Raw genomic sequence first — 17,403 nt, forward strand, 5'->3', positions numbered from 1 at the left:
CAGATGGCAGTAGACTTGGATGACATAAAAAAAAGTGAAATTACCGGTTTTGTGGCAGAGGTATTCTATGAAGAACTTATGTTTATCTTAGAGGATTCAAAAGATCGCAACGTATGGATAAAAAACCATGGTATGAACAGCAGGGCTTTCTCCAAAGACGTGCTGGATTTAAGTAGTTACGATCCCTTAAGTATGTCCCCTAAGGCAGATACTGTTTTTATTCATTTAAGCCGTAATAGTATCTACCATCAATTACCAGAAATATTATTTCACCCATTGGTAATCAGTACTCCCTCTATGAGTAATAAAGAGATTGTAGATGCCATACGCGAAAATCGAAAAAAAGAAGAAGAAAACATACATTTCTTTATTCCTTTTGATACCTTTTTGTTTGAAGAAAAATTAAAACTATCCAATAGGCACCTTAATATTTTTACCGATGATTATGCCAAACAGAACCTTTTTTCGTTTGCAAATGCAATCATTAAAAAAGATATTCCTTTACAAAAAGAGCAGCTATATAAACTGTTTCTAAATCTATGTAACGCAGAGCAATTAAAAGAAAATTTACCAGAGTTAGAAGAGCTATTACGATCTATATTAGGATTTTATGTCGTATTAGAGTACAGACCATGTGTATTAAAACAAAGCCCTTTTATGGCTTTAGGCGAAGGAATACTAGGATATGATATAGGCACTCAAGGACCAGTTATTAGCGAGCAAGATGATATTTATGCAATAATGCAGTTAGAAGAGCATCAAGAGTATAAAGTATTACAAAAAAACAGAAGCATTATTAAAAAAATATTAGAATTTTTTACTTTTTCAAATAGAAAAATTATAGTACAGCATAAAATTTTATACAGTAGTGGATTTCAATTAAGAACAAACTATTTGGGGTATGATACCATAATAGCGTATACCAACAATGAAGTAAAAAAAATTGAAGATCAGCAAATTTTAGCACCAAGTATTTAAAATATATATACCTAACAACCAATGAACGTATTATTACTTTTTTTTCTAAAATACTTATTAGCGCCACTAATTATGATTGTGGCAGTAGTAGTATTAAATACTCTAGCAAAAGGAAAAGCAGTACTAAAAATGAAAAAACTAATCATTTTTATTCTGCTACTAGCCATAATCCTGGCACTACCAAGTTTACTAGGGTTTCTTAAATACGAATTTATCTGGGGTGGTTTAGTCATTTCTATTTGTAGTTATTTGGGTATGGGATTTCTGTTTAATTGGTTTTCTACCAGTAAGATCTTTAACAGTATAGGATTTAAAGAAAACAGGTGGTTGATTATACTCGCCTTGTTTATAGCCATCATACTCTCCTCGTGGATTTACTATTTTGTGTTTTCGTGGGCAAATAAGCTAGGATACGAACTATGGGCAATGCTAACCATATTATGGTTTTTGGTGCCACCATTTTATGTGTTTTCCAGAAGCATGTATTTAAAAATACCAAGTCCGTTTTATAAACTATGGATGGTGAATAACGAGATTAATGATGAGGAATATTGGAACAATGTAGACACCTTTAGGCTAATGCAGGTAACCGTAAAAATAAAACGATCCCCGCAGGAAAGACATTACGCCTCCTTTTCTGTAAAACTACCCGAAGATGTAACCCTAGGCAGATGGTTTAATCGATTTATAGACGATCAAAACATACGATTTCCTAACAATGTGATCAAGCTAGAAGATGATAATGGTCCTTATGGCTGGATATTATACACCAATAAGTGGTTGCCGATGCCCATTTTTACCAGAATGCTCGATTTTGATGGGGATGTAACCCAAAATAAAATAAAAAATAAAACAATTCTATATGTACGTCGTGTTTCTAAAAATAAAGAAGGCGATACAGAAATAACAGAGGAGTAATATGGGATATATAGCAAAATTAAAAGTCTTTGGTCGCGAGTGGGAAGTACAAAATGTAGAAGTAGTATACCACCGCTTTATGAACCCAAAAACAGGACGCGCAGGAGAAGAGCCAATGGGAGGCTTTATATACCTAACTCTATTATCTGGATATGACGATGAGGTATTGGTATGGTGGATGACCCATAGTGAAGAAGGAGAACTCTGTAAACTAATCCCAGGAGAACTATCTTTTTATAAAGACTCTTTTGATACCCCAGTACAGTTTACCTATAGTTTTAACGATGCCGCATTAGTACAATATAAAGAAGCGTTTTCTAACCAGGGAGAAACCCCAATGACAATAGATTTAGTAATATCCCCAGCGATACAACAATTTAGAGGGCAAACCTATATAAAACACTGGCAAGAGAATTGGGTAAAATCCATAGAACAACTACCATACCAAGCAAAAGAAGAAAGTATAGAGCCAGAAATTGTACAGGTAGATTGGGTAGATGAGGATAAACAAAACATTACAGAGATTATATACGCAAAAAAAGCAAGTATACAAGCCCAGTTAAAAAACACTAAGGGAGGAGACGTAAAGGTTACCATCACTAAAAAAGATGGCTTAGAATTCGAGAAAAACAAAAAAGAATTAACCTTTTCTAAAACCGCAACCGATGGATTGGTAGAATTCCCTGTTTTTGAAATAAAAGAACAATGGGAAGAATTTAAAACCGCAGATATAGACGAACTTATTGCCAAGGTAGAACATAATGGAGCAAGTAAAAGAAGCGGAACATTACAAATCATACCAAAGCCAAAATTAGTGGCACATTTTAGACCTATTACCAATTGGAATGGAGAAAAATACGGCTTTGATTGGATTAGAATAGGAGATTCTGGGTTAACGGGAGATACTCTGGCAGCTAGTTGTAAAAATATAATAGGGCATTATTATTACACACCGCCAGGAGGGGCTAAAAGATTAGCTACAGATGGAGAAATTGCTAACAATGTAGCTACTTTTGTTAGCGAGCAAACAGAGTTTGATACTTATAAAAAAGACTTTAACCCCACCACTATCCCATGGAAACTAGATAGTGCAGGAAAACCCGAAGAGTATTATACACCATGGATTAGTATATTAAGAATACCCAACACGCACCCTGACTATGACCCAACAAATCCTGATCCTATTATTGATCTTACACTTCATATAGAAGTAAAAGACCCCGCTCACAGGATAAAGGTTAATTACGATAACACCTATTTTGAGATTACTGTACCTAATGCAACTATAGAAACTCATGGTACAACAGATTCTTTTATAGTACCAAATACTATAAATGTAGCAGGAACACATCAGTTAAATCTGACCATAAAAAACATACATACCTATGCCAAGGATCAAAAAATAGAGGTGTTTGCAGAAGAAAAACAAGCAGATGGCACTATTGTGGACAAGAGTGTAGGCAAATTATCTGCCTATGCCAATGCCAAGAAGAATAGAAAAAAAACAAAAATATTGTTGGTAAATGCGCAAACCAATATTACTGGAATAATTCCTGCGGATGATAAAATGGGATTAGACATCCCAAATCAACAACCGATAAAAGATATGTTAAAACGTTTTTTAAATCAAGCGTTGATCATTCCAGAATTTGAAATCGAAAAAATGGATTTGAGAACAAATACCACTTTCAACAACAAATATGCTCCTAATGGTACGTTTAGCCCCACTGTAGTACATGCCGAACTGGATCAGGCATTTTTCTTTGATGACCCCAATAATCCTACTATAGAAAACCCTGCCAAAACCAAATACCGAGATTATATGCGTATTTATTTTATAGGAGAATCGTGTAATTCTGGTCATTATGGGGTGGCAGAAGGCATTGTGGCAGATACTTGTATTGTATACTGTGATGGTTTAACCGATACTACTGCGGCTCACGAGCTCTATCATGCTATGGGATTATACCATAGTTTTAGTAACTTAGGGACGTATACCTATGAGTATGGTAAAACAGATTGTATTATGGACTATTCTGATATTGCCACTCCGGCAATACCTGTTATCCAGTTTTATAAATGGCAATGGCAGGTATTATGGACCAATCCTAAAGTAAAAAACGAATAATCATGAAAAATACCATCATCGTCTGCTTCCTACTATTACAAAATTATTGTAGTGCGCAACATAAAAATATACAAAAAGATACAGCAAATATGGCACAAGAAATAGAAACATTTGACATAAAAACATTTGAAAAAAATAAAACTTCTAATAGATACACTTTTTTAAATTCTAAAGGTGATTCTGTAAATCAAGAATTTAGAGATGGATATTACATTGAGAAAACGAAAAAAAAAGACAGTAAATATAGTATAACTAAAGTATTTAATGAGTCTGGTAATATAGAACAAAAAGGAGAGTATTATAATTCGGATCTTCATATAGGAAAATTTGAATGGTTTGATGAAAAAGGCGAAATAACTGAAATCAAAAACTACGATCAACACTTCACTTTTTCTTTAGAAGATGTTTTGAATTATTTGGAAGAAAATAATATTAAAGAAATAGATAAATCCCCAACAGGCCATAAAGTAACAATAACTTTATGGCGTACAGACTCCTCAAAGCTATCAGAAGAGGATCCTATAGTATGGACAATTTCTTATGGATTAGTCCCTCTGGTACTAAAAAACAATGATGCTATTTTTATGGGGGTTATTAAAATTACTTTAGATGGCAAAACAGGAGAAGAAATAAACAAGCAATATAAGCGGGCAAGAGTAGATACCGAGTGGCAACCTTTTGAGGATTTAAAAAAATAGTTAAACCCAAGCATATTGCGAATGAGGATAGGAGTAAGAAAAAATAGTGGGCATAGTTTAAAAATAGCAGATTAATAAATAATGAAATTAAAGATCGCAATACTACTTATATTATCCGTTATAAACTGTAAATCACAGGATTTTCCTAAAAAAGAACCTATGGCAGTTTTTGATATAGAAACTTTTGAAAAGCATAAAATAGATAATGAATATAATTTTATTCTTAAAGACAGTACTACAGTAAGACAATTAGAGTGGGAATATGAATATGAAGAAATTAGAAAAAAGAAAACCTCCTATTTTGAAATTTATAAATCATTTTATAAAAGTGGTGAGTTGAAAATGTTAGTAGAACGACTTCCAAATAGATTTGTTAAATATATAAAAGAATATGACGAGCAAGGTAATCTAATAAAAGAAACCGATTATGACAAAGGGTTTGACTATACTTGGGAAGATTTATTAAAATTACTAAAAAAACGTGAGGTAGATATTAAAGATACAGATAATACCACTATTCGAAAAGATGAAGGAGAGTGGTGGGTCTATTATGTGAAAGGGCTTTATATTTATAATATTCGTATTGATGGGAAAACAGGAAAAATACTTCTTGATGACAAGGATCTTTTTGAAGAAGGTTCTTAAAGTGGGTTATAAAAACCGGAAAAGATAATCAAATCACCAAAAATAACTTAGAACAAGCTATACGATGCAAGCAGTACTGAAATTGGTAATCTTTTTAACACTAAGTATGTTTTTTTACATACAAAGCTGCAAAGCACAGGATTTTCCTAAAAAAGAACCTATGGCAGTTTTTGATATAAACACTTTTGATAAGCATAAAGATCATTTGCTTGAATATGAGTTTTTTTTAAAAGACAGCACCTTTGTACATCAAAGAAAAAGACAATTTGAATATATTGAAACCATTCAGCCCAAAGGCGCATATTTTAGGACAATTAATAGATATTACGAGAATGGTAATTTAAAATCTACTGTAGAGGATTTTCCTAATGACTTTTTAGCGGGCATAATGAAAGAATACGATGAACAAGGTAACTTAATAAAAGAAACCAACTATGATGCTCCGTATAAATTTACTTGGGAAGAGGTATTAGAATGGATAAAAGAAAGAAATATAAATATGGAGTCTGATTATCTAATTATTGCACGTGGTTCTGATGAAAGTGGTACAAGTTGGGATATTACATGGGAGAAAGAAAACAAGAGCAGTTTAAGAAGAGCATTTATTGATGGTGTTACAGGAAAAATAATAAAAGAATTTGACCAAGAGTATCCATTAGATGAATAGTCATAAAAGGTTATAAAATGAAACAAGGCATAACAAAATTTTTTATACACGCAGAAAATGATTATTGGCGAGTTCCATGTGACCTCTAAAACAATAATATAAGCACATGAAATTAAAGATCACAATAGTACTTATACTATCCGTTTTGAAAATCGAGTAAAGAAACCAAAATACCTAAAACCATTTTAGGCAGAGTTAAGTAAAATAATAGAACAACAAGAGCAAATTAGATAGCACAGTTGAAAAACATAAAAATATAAGCAGATGAAAAATAACAACCATTATGCGGTTAATTGGACAGACGGAGTAAAACTAACCAAAGATCATTTTGTAGAAAGTTATTTCAACTCGGTAGATACCATTAGAGATAGCGTGCAAACCAGAATCCATACCTATGATTATGGCTTGTTGCAAGCAGAACAAGGAATGTTGTCTGCCTTAGAAATAGAAACCCAAACCCATACCGAAGAGCGATTGGTACTGGCACTGCAAAGTTGTAATGCAATTACCGCAGGAGGATGTAAAATAAAATTTTCTACAGATATGTATGGGGGCGAAGCTCCTGTAGCAAAGATAGAATCCAAAGATATAGATACCAATAGCAACTTAGAGTTTTTTATTATGGTAACTATCAATCCATTTGAGCTAATCCCGGTAGGAGAACCAGATCCAGAGGTAATACCCTTGCACCACCCAAATGTATTGCCAAAAGTGAGCCTTAAAATAGTACCCAAAAGCCAATTTAACAGTAGCTTTTTGGATACGTATTTTTTATTAGCAGGTAAAGTGTATTGGCGTAACGGCAGCTTTATTGTCGATAAAGAATATACCCCACCCGTATCCCGAATCTTGTATCACAAACCATTGCATGAATTTTATAAAAAAATTGCACAAGTACTAATAAGGTTGCGAAACTATTCAGTGATCATCAATAAAAAAAATAGAGACAAACAACAAAGCAATACACTGGTTCGTAACACCTTTTTGCTAAGTGATAAGGTAATGGATTTTGTGGCCCAACATACTTTTGAGTTTAACCAAACAGGAGAAGAACAGCCCCCGGTATATATTGCACAAAAAACATCTATTTTGGCAAACTATCTATCTAACGAACTAGCCATTATGGAAGAGACCGAAAAAGAAAAACTATTACAATATTACTACGAGTGGATAGATATAAAACCATCGGTTTTTGAGTCTACATTAGGAGATGTAATAGATATGAACTATAACCATCAGGATATTAATACCACCCTGGATAAGGTAGATTATTTTATGGCAGTTATGGATAAATTATGGCGAAGATTAAGTGATTTGGAGTATATAGGACAACGAAAAGATAATATTGTGATTAGCGAAGAAAGTATGAGCATAAAATCTATACCAAAAAACAAATCCTGGTCTATAATAGATTAGTGGTATAATCTTAAACTAGTGATGTATAAAATGAACTTAGATAATTATTAAAACTTATAGACTTGTGAAACCTTTAAATTATAAAAAAAGAAAAGCTTCTCAATTACGATTTTTGTTAGTTTTTTTGATAACGCTAACAGTTTTGTTCTGTAGTAGCTTGTTTGCAATCCATACAGGAAAAAAAGGAATAGGTGTTTTAGAAAAAAAGCACGCAGAATATAATGAAATTTTCGAAAAACAAGCATCTATAACTTTTAAGTTAGATGAAATCACTAAATATCTATATAGATTAAAAAATAAAAAAAGAACTTTAGGAGAGCATAAACAGTTTCAAGGTTTAATATCTAATATGAGAACAGATATCGAAAACGAAATTGCAAATACAGACTCTGTTGTAGAAGAATATCAATTTCAATTATACAACGAATTATTAGTACAGATAAAAGCAATTCAAACTATAGTAGATGACTATGAAAACGAATCTGAAGAATATTTGTATAATAAAGAATTACTAGAAAAGTGCAGAGAAAAATATAGATCAGAAGGAGGGAAATCAAAAAAATAACAGAAGCCTTTATTATAAAAAACAAGTAATAAACACATCGAGAAACATGAAGACAGATAATTTAAGCGAATCCTTCTGGAGAAGAATAAAATTTATACTCCTATTTACATTAGCGATTGTTTTACTCTATATTATTCAAACAAAATTTATAGTAAAAATCCCCGTAGTGGATAACGGAGAGCTATTGGAAGCGATTAGCAATTATGAAACTATTATAAAAAAACAAAATGAATATACAGAAAAAGTAAAAAATATTCATGAAGAAGTAAAAGCAATGGAGTTCGATATTCACCAAGTGCAAAAAAAGGATGAAATAAATAAAAAAATATTTGGCATTCGATCGGTATACAAAGAAAATAAAATGAATTCAAAATATTTTTTTGGGATTCAATCGGCTAATATATTACAGATTTATTTTGATACAAGAGAAGAGCATAGTTCTATGCTAAAAAACAAAAAAATCATTATGGACAACCTTAATGAATGTAAAGCAAATATTTAAAACCGATGAGATTTAATAAAAAAGTCATATTAATAATACTTGGCATAGCTATTATCGCAGCACTTATCATAGCAATATGGATGCCTTACAAAACTGCTATAAGTAGTATGGATTTTTCTATATACGACTCTAATGAAAACTATCATTATGAAATAAACGAAAAATTAAACTTTGCAATAAATGATAGTTTAGATCATAAAAATCGTGATATGATATGGTATATGGGCAACGGAGATACTATAATGCGTGCTCACGATGTTAATTATACCTATACCGAAAAAGGAAAGTATATGGTTACTCTGGAGGTGGATGCTAAGTATAAAATATCTAAATATATAGAGGTAATCTCGTTACCTAAGAAAAAAGCAAAAGACTCTATAGCCAGAATCTATGGAGTAGACGTAGGGTATGTAGGAGAGGAGTTAGTTTTTTCATCCTATGGTCCTGGTATAGATTCCTGGTTTTGGGAGTTTGGAGAAACAGGTACTGTAGATGCGTATGAGGGGCAAGTAGTATATGTTTATAAAAATCCAGGAATGTATAGTGTAAAATTAAAAACAAACACCTCTAAATATCCAGTTACTCATCGAATACAGATTCTACCATTATTTGAACCTATTGAGGAATCTGGAAATCTAGATTCTTTATCCTTAGCACAAGAGGATATAAAAATAAGATTGCAAACCATAGCAGATGCTTCGATTAGTAATAAAAGAGATTACTACAGAAGCTTAAAGCATATAGAAAACAGGTATACTTGTAACGATGCAGATGAGGTAATCGTAGTAATCAATGGTGCTAGATATAATGATTTATACAGCTATTGTCAAGGATTACATCACTTAGAAGGAAAAGGTGAAAAAACGGTAATTATTAACGAAGTAGCAATAGATACCTTTAATTGTTTAAAAAAGATACAAGTAACACAAAGTATAATTAATCAATGATCCAATATTCGCAGCATAATATAAAACAACAGTCAAAGATTATTACCATATCTGTTTTTGGGATGTTTTTAAGCCTTTTATCAGTATTGGAAGCACCGCTTTTAGCACAGGTTAGAAAATATACCAAAATCGAAAAAGTAAAAAGAAATACGTATAATTTAGAAGAAACCGCAAAAACACGAAAAAGACAAAGAAAAGACAAAAGTGTATATAAGGTATATTCAGATAGATCCAAAAATTTGGTGTATTTAGATCCTTATGCACAAAAAAAAGGAGAGAATCAAAATATACTAACTCCATATTATGTGCTGGATCAAGAAAATGATTATTTAGAAGTAGCAACAGCAGAACCTGAGATACTAGGAAAACCTAAAGGATTATTTTCCTTTTTATTTAGCGGAAAAAGAACTTTTAAAGATGCCAAAAAAGCAACATATATAGGATGGATTCATCAAGATAATGTAATACATTATGCACATCCAAAATTAAGCGAGTATAATTATAAACCTATGCGATATGTAGTAGGAGTACATGATCTTAATACCCTATATACTATTGAAAAACATGTTAAAGAAGATTCTGTATACGTGTATACAGATCCTTTATTTAAAGAAAAAAGCGATAAAAAACTAATACTGGATCAGTTTGTGTTTTTATATAAATACAATCCAAATAAAAAGGCAGCATTAGTTTCTAATTTAGCACACCTTAAGCCAGAGGACTCCCTTTCCCGAACCATAGGTTGGATACCAGAATCTTTATTAAAACAAATAGGACAACAACAAGTATATGCCATAGATCAAGTAGATTCACTAGCTTTTTTTGAAAAAAAGAAAGGAACCTGTACCTATATTGATGCAAATGAAATAGGAGGAGGATTTATTTATGATCTTTCAAAACATAAAGAAAAAACAATACAAAAAGAAGATTCTACAACGGTAGCAGTACCAATAAGTGTTTGGAATCACTATGATAATAAACTGATAAATGTAGACGGAGAAGATGTATTAATCAGAAAATTAAAAGATATAAAAACAGACAATAAAATTGTAAACTTTCATTTTATTTTTGATTGTGGAGAGGAGCTTAAGAAAAAGCAGCTTCTGCTTATGAGTTCCTTGCAGAGGATATGGGTACTACTATCTACCGAAGAAAAATATAAAGGATATGAGTTTAGTTTTAGTGCCAGCTCTTATGGTTGTGGAAAATTTTATGCCTTACCAAAAACCAAATCCTTTTCCTTATGGGTAGATTATCTTCAGAATATATTTTTGGATACAAAAAATTATGTTGCAAGCGAAAAAAACACAAAAGGGATAGAACAATGTTTTGAGTATGCTATAGCAGATATGGCAGAGCAAAGTTTTACCAATAATATTATAATGGTAGCCGGAGAAGAACGGTTTTTTACCCCACCAAATATCAAAGATATTACCCGAAAACTGGGGCAAACATCCTCTAGAATAATTTTTTACCAGTTAGAGAATAAAGTAGATGATCAACATCAAGATTATCTTTTACAAGCAAAAGATATTTTAGGTAGAGTTAGTACAAATCATTCAGGTTTTATAAGAGCATTTATTGTAGAGAACGACCTTATTAAAAACGAAAATATTTTTACAAGTATACCATCAGTAGATAATATTTATGTATACGATGCTCCCGATAATAGTACATACCAAGGAGGAGTTGTTTTTCCTAAAATTAATAAAACATTATCTGCTACATCCTTTGATAAAGCATTGGATTCTGTACTAAGTACAACTATACGGTTTAATGCAACGTTTACGGGCTCTTTAGAATACCATGCAAAAAAACTAGGGTTCTTAAGAAGTAAGTCGGGAGAAAAAATAAAAGAAATGATTTTGAGAGACACCACCTATTCTAATAGCTTAGGGATGTTACCCAGAAATTATATGTATGAAAAATATTATAAAAACAAAAAGTATAGTCCACAAGATAATCCAGATGCCATTACTGGGTATTTGTTAAGTAAAGAAGAATTAGAAATTGCAATAGATAGTTATAAATCCTTAGTCCCATTATTCTCAAAAGAGGTAAAGAGAAAAGAACGACGACGATTATATCGTATGTATAGAAAAAATAGTAGAAATATTAATAAAGAACTTTTAAGGAGAACGTTAAGGAGAAAAGATTATCTGGCAGATTTAATTTTTACAAAAACAGGAATTCCAGTAAAAAATGATTTTTTACTTAAAACTAAGATCAAACATATAAAAAGAAAACGAAGAACCTCGCATGCTGCTTTTACTAAAATAGTCAAAGAACTAAGAGAAAAAACAGAAGTGTTAGAAGAAATACTATCCAAAAAGAATACAAAAATGTATACAGATGGTAGTAAAAAGCAATATTATTTTATTTCAGATCATCATATTCTTTAAAAAATGAGTACATCCACAGATTTACCTATACACGACGTTATCTTAAAAATAATGTATAATGCAGATAGAGAAAAACCAATTGGGTTAACTGCAGGAGATGTTTTATGGAAAATTGATAATCCCGAAATTACAGAACGATATGTGAGAGAGGTATTAGATTGGTTGGTTAGAGAAAAAAGAGCACAAATATATCTGGATAAATACAGTTTGGATAGGTATGAGTTTTTAGACCAAAAAGCTAAATACGAAGAAGAAGAGGAAGAAGAGGGGATTGAAACAGGAAAAGAAACCTACTACATAAAACCATCTAAGAAAAAAATCAAAAACATAAGAAGCAAAATACTCTTTTTTGTTGGGCTATTACCATTATGTGTTATAACTTATTTATATACTAAGATGGATAGGGATTATGAAATATCTACAAAGCTAACAACTCCTAATACTATCGTAGATACACAAACGCCTGCAAAAAAGTTGTTTTTGCCTAATAATAAAGAAGAAAATATACAAAAAAAAATAGAAGACATATCCTATTTATTTTCCAGGCAAAATAGTAATAATACCAATGTAGAGCAAGAAATAGCCAGATTATATAAGATTACCGATAGCTTGCAAAAACAGCAACAATCCAGATTAAATATAATACAGCAACAACTAGATAAAAACATAAACGAAAACATTACGTATACGAATGGTATTTTACATAAAATAATACTCTGTAACAGCATCTTTTTGTTAATTATTATCTTTACTTTTTTTAAAGGTAAAATTTAAATATTTTAAGTAGAAATATTTTTTTTATACAAACTATTTCTGTATATTTGATGTAACAAATGACAATTTAGAATCTTCTTCTTTCTTGTAAAATAAATGTCATACTTGTCTGATCATAGATCTATTAGGGTCTTTCAATGAGTATTCACTCGGAAGTTTCTTCCAGAAAAGCACGTTTATTTTTAGTTGAGAAAATTTTCTATTGGCATAGAAAATCAGGTCTGTTTTGTATCTATACAATACTAGTCGCTATACGTGCAAAATAACCAAAATCAATTATTAATTAATTATTAAAAAAAAAACATTATGGGATCATTTAGAGCATCAATAAAAATAGGAGAAATAGAATGTGATGTATTGGATGTAGAATACATATTCAGTAGAGATACAGACAAAAAAGGTAAAGTATCCTCCAACGTATATGGTGGTAGAATAAATGTTACAGTCGAATCTACATCAGATACTTCTATTATCGAGGCTATGTTAAACAGCCAGTTTAAGGCTGTAGACGCAACTATTACTTTTAAGAAAACTGATGAAGATACAAAATTGAAAACTGCTGAGATTGTAAATGCGTATATCGTATATTACAAGGAGTCTTTAAACGTTAATGGTGAAGAGCCAATGACTATTAACTTTACATTATCAGCGGAGAAAATTACCATAGGTAATGCAGAGCATATTAACCGTTGGGCAAATTCATAATTTAGTACAAGAGCAAGTCAAATTATTTGGCTTGCTTTTTTTACTTGTTTTTTTGATAACCATATAGTTTTACAAAAAGCATGTTTGTATATATAAACGTGTACGATAAATTGTATAACATATGGTAGCTATGCTAATAACCCGAGTTGGATTAATATTTGGGTATGTACCATAAAAACCGTCAATTCGAGTGGTTTTCCATATCAAAATGGAGAAAAACTATACTTTGGGAAGTTTAACAGAGCTATCGAGAATAAATTTTTAGTACTGAAATGCTAGAGGTACTTTGTTTTGTGCAAAATCAAAGCGTAGATTTTTTACACTTACGTTTCTTTAAAAAAACATGTCATTTATGAAATTAAAACCTGGAGAAAAATTAATAGCTAAAGAAACCGATTATACATCTGGTTCTTTAGGATGGTTTGGAAGAGGTGTAAATGATGCTTATGATTTATATCTGGTAGAAGAAGTAAACGGTAACTACATCTTAGTACTTTTTATGAAGTTGCAATTTTTATTTGAAGAGTCTCCTTCATTAAAATGGACTACACAAGAAGAGACCTTATTTATAGAAGATTTTAAAAAGAAAATCAATCAAAAATGGGGAGGAAAACGAATATTAAAATCCCTATCTAAAGGAAAAAAAATAACAATAGACATAAGATTTGATACCTGGTCAGGAGGCTGGAGTATTTCTGAGCATTGGGAAATTACTGTAGAAAAAATCCAAAAAGGAGGATTTAGTACCAGTTCGGTTAATCCTATTTCAGGATCCGTTAAGTTAGATAGTGAAGATGGTAACTTTGCTAACAAAGGCTATGGTGTAAAGCAAAGAGGACTTGTGCATGAGTTTGGACATATGTTAGGCTTGCCTGACGAATACAAAGTAGGAACACCTCATGAAAAAGTTTATAATTCGATTATGAATAGAGGAGAAACCATTTTTGCACGACATGATGTAGTGTATCTAAAATGGCTAAATAATATAATAAAACAAAAAGGCATAAAATGAAAGTTTATAATGCTGAAAAATATAAATTAAAGAAGAATTATTTGTGGTAACAAAATCTTTTTTCTAGTAGCAATAAAATCTAAATATATGTTTATACAGCCTAAATACATTGGTTTGGTAATGTTTATTGTTTTATTCTCATGTGATAGCAAAAATAAAAATATGGACACCATTAAAAATACTTGGGAACAGCTGGTAAATAGTAAGACTATTGATGAAGAAGTAAAGGTGATTAAACAATTAAGAGAAGCAAGTAAAGAGAATGATTTCTCATTCACGTTATTTATATTAGATGAATCTGGAAATAAAATACATTATAACGATTTTGATAATCAAAAAATCAAAAGTGTTTCCGTAGATTTTTATGTTAATGATTCTGAGTATAATGGCAAAAACTGGAAACCATTAGATGTAAATAATATATCTCTACTCTTTTTAGAATAATATATAAATGATATTAGCAACAAACCTTTTTAATAAACCAAAAACAAAAGGTATTGACTTTAAGAAAGTTAGTGTTGGTGTATTATGTTTTTTGTGTATAAGCTGTAAAAAAGAAACTCAACCTGATAAAATACAGGAACAAGTCGTTAATCAAAAAAGGATTGTTCAAGAAAAAACAGTTATAAAAGAGCAAGACTCTATTAGGGTTTTTCGTGTTTTTTTATCAAAGGAAGAACCCCAAGATAAAAATGAAAAAATTTCTGTAATCACAAAAAAAATACAAGCCCAATTTGTAGAATATCCTTTTGAAAGTACTTCTAAGGAGTTAGAAGAGAGTATAGAGAAGCGTAAAGAAAAGAGTTTTTTAAAAACATTAGCCAGAGATTTTAAAAACAAAGATTTTTTAGAAGTGTCCTCTGTTCACTATTCGTACATAGTTCCAGAAGATAATAAAGGATCAAGTTATATATCTGTAGAGCAATGGGATTTTAAAGACCTACAAAAAGCAAAATCCTGTTTCGAGAGTTTAAAAAAATATGAAGAAGTAGAGATTTATTTTAAAACAATAAATTGGATATGGGTACATCAGGACAATACAATATATTTAGTATTTGCATTAGATTATCAAGTTACAGCTAAGGAAATGCAACGTATAAAGCAAGAAATAATTAACGTCATAAAACCGTCAGGAGAGTACCAAACGATTCAGTTTTATGAATAACACCTGGTAAAATAGGTGTCAAAAATCTTTTGGGAGCAGCTTAAAAGCAATACCCATTTAGAGGTATAATAACTAAGAGTTTAGTAGTGCTATTACACTTTTAGAACTATAAAAAAAATAATTTTTTTGATGTAAATAACAATAGTATGATAGAGCCAAAAACAAAAGTAAGTATAGATGGAGAATTTCTTGTTAACTTTGAGAATGTATCTCTTAATCAGCAAATAAACGAACATCATGATTTTGAAATTACTCTGGATTATGATACTATTGAATCCATAGGAACACATACACTGGATAAATCAAAAGATTGGCTGGGAAAACCAGTAGTAATCAATTTTGATGAAAAAGAATTTCTGGGAGTGATTACTAATGTGCAACTTATGCACGATAATGGATTTAATAGTAAGCTTATTGTTAGTGGTTATTCTAATACCATTAAATTAGAAGGAGGACTCCACATGCAGTCCTGGCTAGAAAAAGATCTTTCTACTATTGTTAACGATACGGTTGATGCTGGCGGTGTACAAGCAGCTGTATCTCCTGTGTTTACCACGCCGATAGAGTATCAGGCGCAATATCAAGAAAGTCATTTTCAGTTTATACAACGATTGGCTAAGCAATACAATGAGTGGCTGTATTATGATGGCGTAAAACTTGTTTTTGGGAAACCAGATTTAGAAGCAGCAATACCAATAGAGTACGGAAAAGATATAAATACCGTAAGTATATCTATACAAGCCAAAGCAAATAACTATACTAACTTTTCATATAATGCATTGGATGATAAAAAAAATGAATCCAAAACCAAAGGGAACGTAGCAGGATTAAACGAGTTAGGAGCCTTTGCTTTAGATAGCTCCAAACAACTTTTTACCATCGAGCCTAATGGATTTTCTGTAGCAAGAGTAAAAGATAAGAGCGAGATAGATAATGTTCTTAAAAATAAGCAATCCAGTGCCGTAGCAGATGCAAACGTTCTTAGTGCAACTAGTCACTTGCAAGGACTTACCGTAGGATCGGTAATTAAAGTAACTTCTGCACGATATGATAAAGGAGAGTTTGATATAAAAAATTATGGCGAATACATAATCACACAAATTAGCCATAATGCCACAGGATCTTACGAGTATACCAACCAATTTCGGGCAATCTCGTCTGGAGTAGAGGTTTTACCAGAACCAGGAGTAGAGTTTCCGATAGCACAACCGCAGATAGCAACAGTATTATCTAATGAAGATCCTAAGAAAAAAGGAAGAGTACAAGTACAGTTTCAATGGCAAACAGGAGCGATGAAAACCTCATGGATACGAGTGATGACTCCAGATGCAGGAAAAAGTGATGATGTCGGGACTAACAGAGGATTTGTGCATATACCAGAAGTAGACGATCAGGTAATGATAGGATTTCGATACAACGATCCAAACCGCCCGTTTGTAATGGGTAGCTTGTTTAGTGGCACTACAGGAATAGGAGGATTAGACGGTAATAAAATAAAAAGCATTACCACTCGCACAGGAAGCACAATCACTTTTGATGATGCCGAAGGAAAAGGGAAAATAACAATAAGTGATCCTAGTGGTAATATTGTTACTCTTAATGGAGACGAAACGATAACCATATCAGCTCCTAAAAGTATAACAATGAACTCTAAAGAAATTAATATTTTAGGAGAAGATAAAGTGCATATAGAAAGTAAAGAAGTTACTATTGTAGGAACAGAAAGTATTAAAGAAACAAGTGACACTCTGGTAGAGATACAATCACCAAAAATATCTACAAGTTCTGATACTACAGAAATTAAAGCTACAAAAACAATGGATATTGTGGGTGACGGACCAACCAATGTAAAAGGCCTAATTGTGAATTTAAATTAGATTT

At 31.4% G+C, this 17,403-nt stretch carries 17 protein-coding genes; all 17 read left to right on the forward strand.

All coding sequences use genetic code 11. The features are described 5' to 3' along the window. Window positions 1-3: 3 nt before the first annotated feature. On the forward strand, window positions 4-978 hold the full coding sequence (locus tag H527_RS22195; protein ID WP_051316776.1) for a hypothetical protein: 975 nt from the start codon (window positions 4-6) through the stop codon (window positions 976-978). A gap of 21 nt (window positions 979-999) precedes the next feature. After that, the gene (locus H527_RS0114335) at window positions 1,000-1,896 is read left to right on the forward strand and encodes a TssN family type VI secretion system protein (RefSeq protein ID WP_027413349.1); all 897 of its coding nucleotides are present in this window, start codon (window positions 1,000-1,002) and stop codon (window positions 1,894-1,896) included. Window position 1,897: 1 nt separating this feature from the next. Further along, complete coding sequence (gene tssD, locus H527_RS0114340; RefSeq protein ID WP_027413350.1) at window positions 1,898-4,024, forward strand: type VI secretion system tube protein TssD; 2,127 nt, start codon at window positions 1,898-1,900, stop codon at window positions 4,022-4,024. Between the two features lie 2 nt (window positions 4,025-4,026). Continuing rightward, window positions 4,027-4,722: a hypothetical protein gene (locus H527_RS0114345; RefSeq protein WP_027413351.1), complete on the forward strand. Its 696-nt coding sequence runs from the start codon at window positions 4,027-4,029 to the stop codon at window positions 4,720-4,722. Between the two features lie 81 nt (window positions 4,723-4,803). Next, the gene (locus tag H527_RS22200; protein WP_051316778.1) at window positions 4,804-5,367 is read left to right on the forward strand and encodes a hypothetical protein; all 564 of its coding nucleotides are present in this window, start codon (window positions 4,804-4,806) and stop codon (window positions 5,365-5,367) included. Window positions 5,368-5,431: 64 nt separating this feature from the next. After that, window positions 5,432-6,034: a toxin-antitoxin system YwqK family antitoxin gene (locus H527_RS0114355; protein WP_155837906.1), complete on the forward strand. Its 603-nt coding sequence runs from the start codon at window positions 5,432-5,434 to the stop codon at window positions 6,032-6,034. Between the two features lie 264 nt (window positions 6,035-6,298). Continuing rightward, complete coding sequence (locus tag H527_RS0114360; RefSeq protein WP_027413353.1) at window positions 6,299-7,450, forward strand: hypothetical protein; 1,152 nt, start codon at window positions 6,299-6,301, stop codon at window positions 7,448-7,450. Between the two features lie 64 nt (window positions 7,451-7,514). Continuing rightward, on the forward strand, window positions 7,515-8,015 hold the full coding sequence (locus tag H527_RS0114365) for a hypothetical protein (RefSeq protein WP_027413354.1): 501 nt from the start codon (window positions 7,515-7,517) through the stop codon (window positions 8,013-8,015). A gap of 46 nt (window positions 8,016-8,061) precedes the next feature. Beyond that, window positions 8,062-8,517, forward strand: coding sequence for a type VI secretion system TssO (gene tssO / locus H527_RS0114370; RefSeq protein WP_035088247.1), 456 nt, complete (start codon window positions 8,062-8,064; stop codon window positions 8,515-8,517). Between the two features lie 5 nt (window positions 8,518-8,522). Then, entirely contained in the window at window positions 8,523-9,464 is a 942-nt protein-coding gene (locus H527_RS0114375) for a PKD domain-containing protein (RefSeq protein WP_027413356.1), read from the forward strand. Beyond that, the gene (gene tssR, locus H527_RS0114380; protein ID WP_027413357.1) at window positions 9,461-11,866 is read left to right on the forward strand and encodes a type VI secretion system protein TssR domain-containing protein; all 2,406 of its coding nucleotides are present in this window, start codon (window positions 9,461-9,463) and stop codon (window positions 11,864-11,866) included. Before H527_RS0114375 ends, tssR begins: the two co-directional genes overlap by 4 nt. A gap of 3 nt (window positions 11,867-11,869) precedes the next feature. Continuing rightward, the gene (locus H527_RS0114385) at window positions 11,870-12,640 is read left to right on the forward strand and encodes a DUF5457 domain-containing protein (RefSeq protein ID WP_027413358.1); all 771 of its coding nucleotides are present in this window, start codon (window positions 11,870-11,872) and stop codon (window positions 12,638-12,640) included. A 306-nt stretch (window positions 12,641-12,946) separates the two neighbouring features. After that, window positions 12,947-13,345: a type VI secretion system tube protein TssD gene (gene tssD, locus H527_RS0114390; RefSeq protein ID WP_027413359.1), complete on the forward strand. Its 399-nt coding sequence runs from the start codon at window positions 12,947-12,949 to the stop codon at window positions 13,343-13,345. Between the two features lie 352 nt (window positions 13,346-13,697). Then, window positions 13,698-14,357, forward strand: a complete 660-nt coding sequence (locus H527_RS0114395; protein WP_027413360.1) for a hypothetical protein — start codon at window positions 13,698-13,700, stop codon at window positions 14,355-14,357. A 162-nt stretch (window positions 14,358-14,519) separates the two neighbouring features. Continuing rightward, a complete protein-coding gene (locus H527_RS0114400; protein ID WP_155837907.1) occupies window positions 14,520-14,801 on the forward strand; it encodes a hypothetical protein in 282 nt (93 codons plus the stop codon). A 7-nt stretch (window positions 14,802-14,808) separates the two neighbouring features. Then, entirely contained in the window at window positions 14,809-15,522 is a 714-nt protein-coding gene (locus H527_RS0114405) for a hypothetical protein (protein WP_027413362.1), read from the forward strand. A gap of 146 nt (window positions 15,523-15,668) precedes the next feature. Next, a complete protein-coding gene (locus tag H527_RS0114410) occupies window positions 15,669-17,399 on the forward strand; it encodes a type VI secretion system Vgr family protein (RefSeq protein WP_027413363.1) in 1,731 nt (576 codons plus the stop codon). Window positions 17,400-17,403 lie beyond the last annotated feature (4 nt).

It is taken from the genome of Aquimarina muelleri DSM 19832 (genome assembly GCF_000430665.1).
Classification (GTDB): domain Bacteria; phylum Bacteroidota; class Bacteroidia; order Flavobacteriales; family Flavobacteriaceae; genus Aquimarina; species Aquimarina muelleri.